At 63.4% G+C, this 11,710-nt stretch carries 12 protein-coding genes and 1 tRNA gene; 4 read left to right on the top strand and 9 right to left on the bottom strand.

The window, feature by feature from the left end; all coding sequences use genetic code 11:
• Positions 1–855 precede the first annotated feature (855 nt).
• The 3 genes from HNP51_RS07335 to HNP51_RS07325 all read left to right on the top strand — a co-directional run bounded on the left by HNP51_RS07335 (position 856) and on the right by HNP51_RS07325 (position 3,652).
• Complete coding sequence (locus tag HNP51_RS07335; RefSeq protein WP_184268593.1) at positions 856–1,770, top strand: hypothetical protein; 915 nt, start codon at positions 856–858, stop codon at positions 1,768–1,770.
• On the top strand, positions 1,739–3,076 hold the full coding sequence (locus HNP51_RS18835) for a S41 family peptidase (protein WP_184268591.1): 1,338 nt from the start codon (positions 1,739–1,741) through the stop codon (positions 3,074–3,076). The genes HNP51_RS07335 and HNP51_RS18835 overlap by 32 nt, the downstream gene beginning before the upstream one ends.
• 231 nt (positions 3,077–3,307) lie before the next feature.
• Positions 3,308–3,652, top strand: coding sequence for an ATP-binding cassette domain-containing protein (locus tag HNP51_RS07325; RefSeq protein WP_184268589.1), 345 nt, complete (start codon positions 3,308–3,310; stop codon positions 3,650–3,652).
• Positions 3,653–4,090: 438 nt separating this feature from the next.
• Here the strand turns inward: HNP51_RS07325 and HNP51_RS07320 are convergent.
• The 7 genes from HNP51_RS07320 to HNP51_RS07290 all read right to left on the bottom strand — a co-directional run bounded on the left by HNP51_RS07320 (position 4,091) and on the right by HNP51_RS07290 (position 8,245).
• A tRNA-Pro gene (locus tag HNP51_RS07320) sits at positions 4,091–4,167 on the bottom strand.
• Between the two features lie 71 nt (positions 4,168–4,238).
• A complete protein-coding gene (locus HNP51_RS07315) occupies positions 4,239–4,655 on the bottom strand; it encodes a MerR family transcriptional regulator (RefSeq protein ID WP_184268587.1) in 417 nt (138 codons plus the stop codon).
• Positions 4,656–4,661: 6 nt separating this feature from the next.
• On the bottom strand, positions 4,662–4,970 hold the full coding sequence (locus HNP51_RS07310; protein ID WP_184268585.1) for an integration host factor subunit alpha: 309 nt from the start codon (positions 4,968–4,970) through the stop codon (positions 4,662–4,664).
• Positions 4,971–5,041: 71 nt separating this feature from the next.
• Positions 5,042–6,019 (bottom strand): beta-ketoacyl-ACP synthase III, encoded by a 978-nt coding sequence (locus HNP51_RS07305; RefSeq protein WP_184268583.1) that lies wholly within the window; start codon positions 6,017–6,019, stop codon positions 5,042–5,044.
• Positions 6,016–7,089 carry a phosphate acyltransferase PlsX gene (plsX, locus tag HNP51_RS07300; RefSeq protein ID WP_184268581.1) on the bottom strand — a complete coding sequence of 358 codons (1,074 nt, stop codon included), beginning with the start codon at positions 7,087–7,089 and terminating at the stop codon, positions 6,016–6,018. The genes HNP51_RS07305 and plsX overlap by 4 nt, the downstream gene beginning before the upstream one ends.
• Positions 7,090–7,187: 98 nt before the next feature.
• Positions 7,188–7,721 carry a DUF177 domain-containing protein gene (locus HNP51_RS07295; RefSeq protein WP_184268579.1) on the bottom strand — a complete coding sequence of 178 codons (534 nt, stop codon included), beginning with the start codon at positions 7,719–7,721 and terminating at the stop codon, positions 7,188–7,190.
• Complete coding sequence (locus HNP51_RS07290; protein ID WP_184268577.1) at positions 7,718–8,245, bottom strand: ubiquinol-cytochrome C chaperone family protein; 528 nt, start codon at positions 8,243–8,245, stop codon at positions 7,718–7,720. The genes HNP51_RS07295 and HNP51_RS07290 overlap by 4 nt, the downstream gene beginning before the upstream one ends.
• Before the next feature lie 87 nt (positions 8,246–8,332).
• Here HNP51_RS07290 and bamE point away from each other — a divergent pair, with 87 nt between their 5' ends.
• A complete protein-coding gene (gene bamE, locus HNP51_RS07285; protein WP_184268575.1) occupies positions 8,333–8,812 on the top strand; it encodes an outer membrane protein assembly factor BamE in 480 nt (159 codons plus the stop codon).
• A gap of 137 nt (positions 8,813–8,949) precedes the next feature.
• On the opposite strand, the gene HNP51_RS07280 is transcribed toward bamE, so the two are convergent.
• Both HNP51_RS07280 and HNP51_RS07275 read right to left on the bottom strand, forming a co-directional pair.
• On the bottom strand, positions 8,950–11,100 hold the full coding sequence (locus tag HNP51_RS07280; protein WP_184268573.1) for a sodium-translocating pyrophosphatase: 2,151 nt from the start codon (positions 11,098–11,100) through the stop codon (positions 8,950–8,952).
• 180 nt (positions 11,101–11,280) lie between these two features.
• Positions 11,281–11,709, bottom strand: a complete 429-nt coding sequence (locus HNP51_RS07275) for a hypothetical protein (protein ID WP_184268571.1) — start codon at positions 11,707–11,709, stop codon at positions 11,281–11,283.
• Between the last annotated feature and the right edge of the window lies 1 nt (position 11,710).

The raw sequence follows: 11,710 nt of genomic DNA, 5'->3' as shown, positions 1-11,710 counted from the left end.
TCGGTCAGCCGCTGCGGCTTGTCTGATGCGAAAGATATCCCTTGGGCGTATTCGACCAGTCACAAATGTCCTGTCCCGGTATTCAATAGCCCAGTGAGCGCCTAAGATATATTATGCGAAGGGAGCGCCAGTTCGATAGTGTTGCACCACTCCATGCAACATAGCTCGATGCCCCGCTGCGCAGCCAAGCTTCCCTAGGCCTTAGCCGGGCCTTACTGCTCCGATCCAAGCGGACTGCCTCGCTACTGCTCCACGATATGGATTGATGTCCTTAAGGGGCATTTGGCTCCCTCCACACGAGACAAGTACGTCAGCGCTGCTCGAGCTCTCTATCGACAAGCCGAGAGCATGGTGCCTCCAATAGACCTTGACGCAGCGCTCATGGCTCCAAATTTTCCTGAAATTGAAGCCATTCTTTCAGCTAATTGCTCACGCGCCAAGCCGACCATGATCTACGGCGTTGGAAATTGTCCTGTAGTTTTGTCTTTTCGATCCTGAAAATATAGTCGGATCCGACAGCCAAGACATGGCGCAGCGCTTGCGCTTCATGCGTCAACGATTTTCGCAAATCAGCGTGCGACCACGGATTCCGTCAAGTGGAGTTCGGGCTATTCCGGCGCTAGCCCTGGAAGATCTCTACGACGTCTTTCACCCAGAGAGTGATCGAAATCCCTTTTTCGACCCGACACTCGGGGGCGGGGCCAAGGCGGCAGTAGAGCCTGGGGTCACCGCTGGATGAAAACTCGGAGGAACGTCAGAGATGGCGTCAAACTCCGCGGTAGGGGTTTGACAGTTCATGTCGCAACAGCACAACCTGATGATGCGCCTAGTCGTCTGGAGGTTCCTGTGCTTCGTATGTCGTTCGCCCGTGGGAATGTCGCCGGTCGGCTTCGTATACTCGCCTTGACGTTCGTCGTTCTGGTGATCGCAGCTCCATCGTACGCCCAGAACGCTGTTGGTCATCTCAGGAACCCTGATTTTGAACTGGCCCCCATGTCGGGCCTGGACGACTGGCGCGCCATTCCCGTCAACCTCGATGTGATCGCGGATACACAAGACCCTTACGAAGGCAGGTCCAGTTACAGGATCGCACGTAGCGGGGCACCAACGGGCTTTTCGGCGTTGGCTCAGGCGCTTGATGCCGCACCCTTCAGGGGTCAAGTGGTCCGCTTCCGCGCTGCGGTCAGGACAGGCGCCGGCACCGGAGGCGGTGGGGCGGGACTATGGTTCCGTGTCGATAGGTTAGGCGGGAGCCCCGGATTCTTCGACAACATGAGCGATCGGCCGATCCGATCCGGCGACTGGAGCATCTACGAGATTGTTGGTCCCGTCGCACACGACGCGACCAAACTGACTGTCGGACTTCTACTGCATGGCACAGGCTCGGCATGGATTGACGCGTCTAGCCTTCAGATTGTGGGCGAGATTCCCAGTGACGTGGATGATGGCGCAGCGCCGACACGCTCCGGACTCCGCAATCTCGCAGCCTTCACCAAGCTCTACGGTTATGTTCGCTGGTTTTCGCCCCTGTCAGAGCCGGACGATCCTCGTTGGGCAGCAATCGCAGCCCAGGGCGCGGTTGAGGCGGAAACTGCCGAATCCGAAAGGCAGTTGATCGACGTTCTGGAAAAAATGGTTCAGGCCGCTGGCGCCTGGCCTGACGTTCGCAGGATCAAACCAAGGCACGTCACAAACCGGATCCACGGACGGAAATTTCGTGCGCTGGCGACATACAGGCGTGAAGTTCTCCAGCTCAGTCTATCAGAGTGAACGGGTATCAACCGGTCAGTCGGCCGTCTGGACATCGGAACTCGCCGAGGGCCTTGTCATCTCGATGCCGCTCACAGCGCGCGCCGCCGACGTCAAACCTTCCCGAACCGCCCCTCTCCCCTCTACATCGACCTCGCTCGGATCTCAGGGTCGGGCGAGGCGCCTGGGCGCGGTGGTTATCGCATGGAACGTCTTTCGTCACTTCTATCCCGGCTTCGAAGATGAAGGCGCGGCGTGGGAAGCTGCCCTGCAGGACCGCCTCGCCGCTGGTGCGACGGAGGTGGACCCGGCGAGCTTCCGTAATGTGCTCAGACGGATGGTTGCAGACCTGCACGATGGACATGGGGATGTCAGCCTCCGACCCGAAACGCATCGGCTGCCGCTGGTCTGGCAGCCCATAGAGGGAGAGCTGGTGATAACCGGCCTTGCTGGTGAAGCGTCGTCCGGTCTCACCGTCGGCGACGTTGTACTTTCGGTGGACGGAACACCCACGGCAAGCGCACTGGATGCGACGGTTCCTTATGTATCAGCCTCCACCCCCGCTTTCCGCCAGTGGCGAGCTGCGGAAGACATGCTGTGGCGAGCAGACGACGCAGCGGTGCAATTGCGTCTGCGTTCTATCGACGGGACGGAACGTGATCAGGAGGTTTTACCATCTCCATCCGCCCAGATTCCTCATATTGATCGCGAGACTCGCCCTGCCCCGATCACCTGGTTTCCGGTCGGCGCGTGGTATTTCGATCTGACACGGCTCGATGACAACGCCTTGCAGAACGGTTTGAGACAAGTTGAGCCCGGTCAACCCGTGGTTTTTGACCTGCGGGGCTACCCGCGTGATATCCGGCCTGCGTTTCTGGGGCGCTTCACAGACCATGTGATCCAAACGCCTCCATTTCGCGTTCCAGTGCATATGCTGCCTGATGGACACGATCGCGACTGGAACTCTGTCGGATGGTCAGTCGCACCGCAGGCTCCCAATCTGGGATCACGGGTCGCCTTCCTCACCGACACGCGAGCAATCAGCTACTCGGAGACGTTGCTGGCGATGGTCCGGGGCAACGGGCTGGCCGACATCGTCGGAGAGCCTACGGCGGGGACAAACGGCAACTCCAATACCTTCGTCGTCCCGGGCGGCTACGCCCTGACCTGGACCGGAATGGAGGTTCTGAACCATGATGGGTCTGACCTCAGCGGTCACGGCGTGCAGCCGACCGTCCCAGCCTCGCGCACAATCGCCGGGGTGTCCGCCGGTCGCGACGAGATCCTCCAGCGCGGCCTCGAAAATGTCGCTGGTGCTCGTCCCTGAAACAGAGAGCGTTCGACCCCCACGACATTTAACCGCACCGCAAAGGCGTTCCAGCCTCCAGTGACAACTTGTCGGCACAACAATTGAACGTTGTGAAGCGGCCACTCTTGTATCGTCGTTCGGTCGAGTGCCGCGGGCATCAATGGCGATGGCCCGCTCGACGACCGCCTGTTAGCCGGATCCATCGCCGACAATATCACCCTGTTCAGTCCTGAAGCGGACGAAGCCCTCATGCGACAGGTCGCGAACCAGGCCGGGATCGACCGGGAGATCAGTCTGATGCCCAAAGGCTATCAAACCGAAATCGGGGAACTGGCCGATTCGATCTTCGCCGGGCAACGTCAGAGACTGTTGCTCGCGCGGGCTCTCTATCGGCAACCCGATGTCCTTGTCATGGATGAGGGCACTGCAAGCCTCGACGACGCGAACGAGAAGAGCATCACGAGCCTTGTCAGAGGTCTGTCGATCACGCGGCTGGTGGTCGCCCACCGGCCCGCCCTGCTGGAGGCGGCAGACAGCGTCTATCGACTTGAAAGCGGCCGCCTCGAGCAAGTCAGAACCCGATCCTCGGTGTGAACGGTGGCATGATCGGCACTGCCCTCTCTGTTCTTGATAGAGGTTCGGCTAAAGCGAGCATTGTAGTCCTTCACGAGACTGCCATCCGCCTTCGCTTCTGGCGTTTATCCACAACCTATCTACGCCTAGTGTTTCGGTAGCTAACGCGCCACCGCCCCCCCCAACGCTTTTGGGCTTGCAACAGAAGCGCTGTCGCCGAGCGCAACACCCGCCTATCTCCAATTGCATTGTTTTTATCGTTAAATCAGCCATTTATGGCTGCAACGATTTCCAAACCTGTGCAGTCTCGGTAAAAAACGTAGAGCTCCAATCGGTCTATGCTCGAGTTAGCTCCGGCCTACTTGAGGCCGGACCGCATTCATTCCGAGATAGCTCGCCGAATTGCAAAAGGGGCCGCTCGAAAGCGACCCCTTTAACCAACCAATTCCCTAGAGGAAATGGTCGGAGCGACAGGATTCGAACCTGCGACCCCTTGACCCCCAGTCAAGTGCGCTACCAGGCTGCGCCACGCTCCGAAGACGCTCCCTATAGAGGGCGATTTCGCTCTCCGCAAACGCTAAAACGCTCTTTGAACAACAAGTTCGCCTCAGCGCTGCAGAACGGCTTCAAGACGGGCCTTCGCCGACTCCAGGTCGGCCAAAACAGCGCCCAGACGCGCGGATGCGAAGGTTTGAGACGCCGCTGCGCCCAGCTCTTCCCGCTCGATATCCGAATCGATTTCCAGCGCCGTCGTCGGGTCGCCATAGGCGGCCAGACGGGCCATGCCCTGTTCCTTGTGCAGACGCTGGACGCCACGAATGGTCAGCCCCTCGTCGTGCAGGAGGCGCCGCACGGCCTTCAGGACGGTGATGTCCTCCGGGCGATAGAAACGACGCCCACCCGCGCGTTTCAGGGGGGCGATGAAGTCGAACTTTGTTTCCCAGAAGCGCAGGACGTGCTGCTGTGCGCCGACTTCGTCAGCGGCTTCGGAAATGGTGCGAAAGGCGTTCGGGCTTTTGGCCACTGCAGATCAGTCCTCGACGACCGCGTCGTGGACCCGGCTCTTCATGATTTGCGAAGCACGGAAGCTGATCACCCGACGCGGGTTGATCGCCGCCGGTTCGCCGGTCTTCGGGTTGCGGCCCATCCGGGCGCGCTTCTCGCGCACCTGAAAGACCCCGAAGCCAGACAGCTTCACCGTCTCGCCGCGCTCGAGTGATTCGACGACCAGTTCGAGCGTGCGCTCGACCAAGGTGGAGCATTCCTGGCGAGAAAGTCCCACCTCGTCATGCACCGCATCGCACAAATCCGCCCGGGTCAGGGTGTCTTGTCCCGTCACTGCGTCTCTCCGCTTTCAATCCGCACGCATAGAAGGGCAAAGTCGCCGCGAATCAAAGCCCTGAATGCAGATTAGAGACGGAAGGCGCAGGCGCCCCAGGTCAGACCGCCGCCCATGGCCTCGATCACCACCAGGTCGCCGCGCTTGATCCGCCCGTCCTTGATGGCCGCATCCATGGCCAGAGGGATCGACGCCGCCGAGGTGTTGGCGTGCAGAGCCACGGTCGAGACGACCTTGTTTTCGTCCAGTCCCAGTCGTTCGCCGACCCCGCGGATGATGCGCTGGTTGGCCTGGTGCGGCACGAACCAGTCGATCTCGGGGATCTCGACGCCCGCCGCTTCGGTCGCGCCAACAATGGCTTCGGCGATGTTGACGACCGCATGGCGGAAGACCTGATTGCCCAGCATCTTCAGATGGCCGACCGTGCCGGTCGTGGAAGGGCCGCCGTCGACATAGAGCATGTCCGACTTGGAGCCGTCGCAACGCAGGGCGAAGCCCAGCACGCCCTGATCGGCCTTGGTCCCCTGCCCTTCGCGCGGTTCGACGACGAAGGCGCCGGCGCCGTCGCCAAACAGAACGCAGGTGGTCCGGTCGCTCCAGTCCATCAGCCGGGTCATTTCCTCGGCGCCGATGACCAGGGCGCACTTGGCCATGCCGCGCGCGACGAAGCCGTCGGCCACGCTCATGGCGTAGACGAAGCCCGAGCAGACCGCCTGAACGTCGAAAGCGATGCCGACCGGCGCGCCCAGCTTGGCCTGCACGATGGCGGCGGTGGCGGGGAAGGTCTGGTCCGGGGTGGTGGTGGCGACGATGATCAGGTCGACGTCCGCTGCCGTCTTGCCCGCGTCAGCCAGGGCGCGGCGTGCGGCTTCGACGGCCAGATCGCTGGTCGGCTCGTCTTCGCGGGCCTGATGGCGTTGATGGATGCCGGTGCGCTCGACGATCCACTCGTCCGAGGTGTCGACGAACTTGGCCAGGTCGGCGTTGGTGACGACCTTCTCCGGCAGGAAGGAGCCGACGCCGGTCACGGCGCTACGGATGACGCTCACTGGTGGGTCTCCCCAAGGGTTTCGGCGGCGGGCGCGGGCTGCTCCAGGGCGGCGAGCCGTCCCAGGTTGGCCCCGACCTTGGCCATGTAGTCGCTGCGCGCCAGATCGACGGCGATGCGGATGGCGTTTCCATAGCCGCGCGGCGTGGCGCCGCCGTGGCTTTTCACGACGATGCCGTTCAGGCCCAGCAGAGGTCCCCCGTTGATGGCGTTGGGGTCGATCCTGGCGGCCATCCGCTTCAGCGCCGGCATGGCGATCAGGGCGCCCAGCTTGGCGATTGGACCGGAGGTCAGCGCCTCTTTCAGCAGACCCGAAATGAAGCGCGCCGTGCCTTCGGCGGTCTTCAGGGCGATATTGCCGGTAAAGCCGTCGGTGACGACCACGTCCACCGTGCCCTTGGCGATGTCATCGCCCTCGACAAAGCCGTGATAGTTCAGCGGAATACCGCCCTCGCGCAGGATGGCGTGGGCCTCGCGCACCTCGTCGTGGCCCTTCATGTCTTCGGAGCCGACGTTCAGCAGGCCTACCGTGGGCTTGGCCACGCCATGCACCGCCGACTGGAAGGCCTCGCCCATGATGGCGAATTCGATCAACTGCTTGGCGTCGCTGCCGATGTTGGCGCCGACATCCAGCACCGCCGTATAGCCGCGCGTCGTCGGCCAGCTGGCGACGATGGCCGGGCGTTCCAGCCCCGGCGCCGCCATGCGCAGCAGCAGCTTGGAGATGGCCATAAGGGCGCCGGTGTTGCCGGCGGAGACAGCCGCCGCCGCCTCGCCGGTCTTCACCGCCTCGATGGCGTTCCACAGGCTGGAGCCCTTGCCCCGGCGCATGGCCTGGGCCGGCTTTTCGTCCATAGCCACGACCTTGTCGGTGTGGCGCACGTCGCAGACGGCGTCGGTCAGGGCGCAGCGCGCCATCTCGGCGCGAATCGCCGCCTCGTCGCCATGCAGGAGGAAACGTACGCCCTCGCCGTCATGCCGCGAGAGATAGTCTTTCACGCCGCCGACCACGACCGAGGGACCGTGGTCCCCCCCCATGGCGTCAAGCGAGATCAGTGTTGGGGATGCCAAGTGGAAATGGACTCCGTCGCCGTCTTGTCGCGGCGCTTCATATAGGGATGCAGGACGCAAATGTCGCACCCTTGGGATGCTACCAGCCCGACGTCAGGTCAACCTTCGCCGGAACCGTCCTTGGATTTCAGGCTCTTAAGAACCGCGAAGGGCGAGATTTCGCCCGGCTCCTTGGGCTGTTCAAACACAGCTCCTGGCTTGCGCGGGAAGGGATCCAGGCTCAGCGCCAACTGTTCGACGGCGTATTGGCCCAAGTCCAGACTACCGCCTTCGATCTGATCCGCCGAATCGTCGTCCAGCTCCAGATCGATTTCGGCGTCCTCTTCGGGCTCGCGCTCGGTCGCCTCGACCATCTGCACAGAGAACTTGCGGTCAATGTGAACCGGCAGTGGGTCAAGGGTCAGACCGCAGGTCTGGACAGCGTCGGCCACGACGCGACCGTCAAGACGCCAGCCCGATACGGTAGGGACCAGGTTGATGTCCACTTCGAACAGGTCCAGCGCCTGTAAGTCCAGGGCGCGAACGATCCGCTTGATGGCGTCGGCGTCCGGCGTCAGGCGGCGCTGCACGCCCGCGCCGATGTGGTGCAGTCTCAGCGGCTCGCTGTAGGGCAGCGGGGGGAAGTCGTTCATGCGGTGATCTCCGCCCAGGCCGGAGCCTTGGACACGGTTTCAAACGACTGCGTCGACAGATTCTGACGCGAGGCCACGGCGTAACGCGCCAAAGCGTGTCCGGTCGCGGCGTCCTCGCTTTCATAGACGTTCTTGGCCAGGGCCGCAGCCATGGCGTCGACGTCCTCGGCGCGCAGTGGGCCTTCATAGGCGTTCATGCGGCCATAAAGAGACTCGCCCAGCTTGCGCATCTTCTTGCCGACCGACACGTCGCCAACGCCCAGTTCGCGCAGGGTGTTGTCCAGCGACGAGATATAGGTGTCGAACAGACGCTGCGCCGCCACCTCGCCACGCTCGCCGTCGCCCTTCAGGCGCAGAAACAGAATCAGGACGTGCAGGGTGTAGAGCTCGAACCGGGCATCGATCTGATCGGTCACGCCCAGCGAGGTGTAAAATTCAGGCTGGCGGGCCTGTCCGACCGCTAGGGCATACAGGGCGTCGCCCTGGCGTTCATCAGGTCGTTGTCGGAAGAGATTTCTAAGCATGAGCAACAGCCCCTTTTTCGCCGCGCCGTTGCACTAGGACGCAGCGCCGGTTAGGTCAAAGACCTTGTTATGCTGAGGCGGACGCGGATGCCCCGAATTACACCGATCTTCGCTGCTGTTGCGCTGGCCGCCGCTGCTGGCGCCTGCGCGCCGACCATCGCCACCCAGGGCTTCCAGGCGATCGACGCCAAGCCTCAGGATGTCGTGGCCGGCACGGACACCAAGGAAACCGTCCTGGCGCGCCTGGGCTCGCCCTCGACGACCTCGACCTTCGAACCCGACACAGTCTGGTACTATATGACCCAGATGACCGAGCGGTACACCTACAACAAGCCCCAGGTGTCGCAGCGCACGGTGACTGAGATCACCTTCAACAAGGCCGACGACAAGGTCGCCGCCGTCCGGACCCTGGGCCTGGAAGACGGTCGCCAGATCGCCATGGAGCGTCGCGAGACCCCGACCCGCGGTCGTCAGCTGACAATCCTGGAACAGCTGCTGGGCAACGTCGGTCGTGGCCAACTGCCCCGTACCGAGGACGACGTCCCCGGCCAGCGCCGCCCGGACTAAGGGCCGCCGCTTCACCCGCGCTGCCCTCTTCGGCCTCAAACCGCAGACGACCACGTCGCAGGCACAGGCCGCTAGGAATGACAAACGCCCCGGAGATTGCTCTCCGGGGCGTTCTTCGTTTCAGGCGAACCGAAGCCCTAGACGATCTTCCCGCTCGCCAGCACCGCCAGCAGCAGCAGGGCCACGATGTTGGTGATCTTGATCATCGGGTTCACCGCCGGGCCGGAGGTGTCCTTGTAGGGATCGCCCACAGTGTCGCCCGTGACCGCGGCCTTGTGTGCTTCAGAGCCCTTGCCGTGAACCACGCCGTTCTTGTCGGTGAAGCCTTCCTCGATCAGCTTCTTGGCGTTGTCCCAGGCCCCGCCGCCCGAGGTCATCGAGATGGCCACGAACAGGCCCGTCACGATCACCCCCATCAGCATGGCGCCCAGGGCGGCGAAGGCGTTGGCCTTGTCCGGCTGGATGAACAGCACCGCCACAAACAGGACGATCGGCGACAGCACCGGCAACAGGCTGGGCACGATCATCTCGCGGATGGCCGCACTGGTCAGGATGTCCACGGCCTTGCCGTATTCGGGCTTGGTCTCGAACGTCATGATGCCCGGGTTTTCGCGGAACTGACGGCGCACCTCGGCCACGACGGCCTCGGCGGCGCGTCCCACCGCCGTCATCGCCATGCCGCCGAACAGGAAGGGCAGCAGCCCCCCGAACAGCAGGCCGACCACGACGTAGGGGTTGGACAGGTCAAAGGCGACAGCGCCCAGTCCGTAGAAGAAGCTGCCCGGCGTCGCCTCGGCCGCAAAGTGCTTCAAGTCCTCCACATAGGCGGCGAACAGGACCAGCGCCCCCAGCCCGGCCGAACCGATGGCGTAGCCTTTGGTCACCGCCTTGGTGGTGTTGCCCACCGCATCCAGGGCATCGGTCGACACGCGAACGTCGGACGGAAGACCGGCCATTTCAGCGATGCCCCCGGCGTTGTCGGTGACAGGACCAAAGGCGTCCAGCGCCACGATCATCCCGGCCACGCCCAGCATGGTCGTGGTGGCGATGGCGATGCCGAACAGACCCGCCAGCTGGAAGGCCGCGATGATCCCAACGATGATGGTCAGCGCCGGCAGGGCCGTCGATTCCAGCGAAACCGCCAGACCCTGGATCACATTGGTGCCGTGCCCCGAGACCGAGGCGTTGGCCACCGACTTCACCGGCCGGAAGCCGGTGCCGGTATAGTATTCGGTGACGACCACGATGGCCGCCGTGACCAGCAGGCCGACCACGCCGGCCCAGAACAGGTTCATCGGCTGGATCAGCAGCCCGCTAGAGGTTTCTACCGCGCCCGGCACCAGTTGGTTGATGACCCACCAGACGGCGATGACAGACAGGACCCCTGTGACGATCAGGCCCTGATACAGGGCACCCATGATGTTGCCGCCCTTGCCCAGGCGGACAAAGAAGGAGCCGATGATCGAGGTCACGATGCAGATGCCGCAGATCGCCAGCGGCAGCAGCATCATCACTTCGACATAGGGCTGATTGCGGAAGAAGATGGCCGCCAGCACCATGGTCGCCACGGTCGTGACGGCATAGGTCTCGAACAGGTCGGCGGCCATGCCGGCGCAGTCGCCGACGTTGTCGCCCACATTGTCGGCAATGGTGGCGGCGTTGCGGGGATCGTCCTCGGGGATGCCCGCCTCGACCTTGCCGACCATGTCGCCGCCCACGTCGGCGCCCTTTGTGAAGATGCCGCCGCCCAGTCGCGCGAAGATGGAGATCAGCGAAGCGCCGAAGCCCAGGGCCACCAGACCGTCGACGACCGCGCGGCTGGTGGACTCAAAGCCCATGCCAAGCGTCATGAAGGCATAGTAGCCCGACACGCCCAGAAGCGCGCCGCCCGCCACGAACATGCCGGTGATGGCGCCCGAACGGAAGGCCAGGTCCAGCCCCTTGGCCAGGCTTTCAGACGCCGCCTGGGCCGTACGCACATTGGCCCGCACCGAAATCAGCATTCCGGCGAAACCGGCGGCGCCCGACAGCAGCGCCCCGATCAGGAACCCGAGCGCAGCCCAGGGCCCGATAAGCAAAAAGGCCGCGACCAAGATCACGACCCCCACCATACCAATCGTTGTGTACTGACGCTTCAGATAGGCCGAGGCCCCTTCCTGAATCGCCGCCGCGATTTCTCGCATCCTGTCGTTACCGGTACCGGCCTTCATCAGGACGGCGGTCTGGACAGCGCCGTACAGCACCCCCAGTACGCCAGCCGCGATGACCAGCCATAGATAGTTCGTCATGGCGTTTCCAAGCCCTTGTGCAACAAGCACACGGATCCTTGGCGCGGGCGGGCGTTTCGCCTCTCACCGCCTTCCGGTCCCCCCGTGCGCCTACGAACGCAACCTTACGTCCCCCGGGAATTGCGGCTCAACTGTGTCAAAAGCCAAGGCGTGACGCAACAGCGGTTTCCAAGTCTGGCTTTAGACGCCCTGCATCCCGGTCCGGCGACGGGGCGTTTGGCTGACGACCTCGACGCGAGTGACGGCGCCGCGCCCGATCAGGGTCGAGGCAGAGCGGATCAGGCTGGCGCTCAGCGCCGCCGTATCCAGCGCTACCCAGGTATTCGGCAGGACGAAGGGCGTGCGATGCCCGGCGCGGACCAGGGCGTCGCGCAGGTGAGCCTCCTTGGCCCGCACCGCCTCCACCGCATAGGCGGGGCCGAGGTGCAGTTTCAGCACGATAAAGACGTAGTTGCGCACCCGGCCGTCCGTGATGACAGGCAGCCCCATCCCTGGCAGGTTCAGGAAGGGGGCGGCGGCAGGTTCAGCCTTCTCGCTGGCGCGCGCGCCGCTGGCGACCGCCGAAACGGTCAGAAGGGCTCCAGCCTGGATCAGGGCGCGACGTTTCATG

The organism is Brevundimonas bullata (assembly GCF_014207965.1).
Lineage (GTDB): Bacteria > Pseudomonadota > Alphaproteobacteria > Caulobacterales > Caulobacteraceae > Brevundimonas > Brevundimonas bullata_A.
The sequence above is the reverse complement of the archived record's forward strand: the minus strand, read 5'-3'. Positions and strand labels throughout refer to the sequence as shown.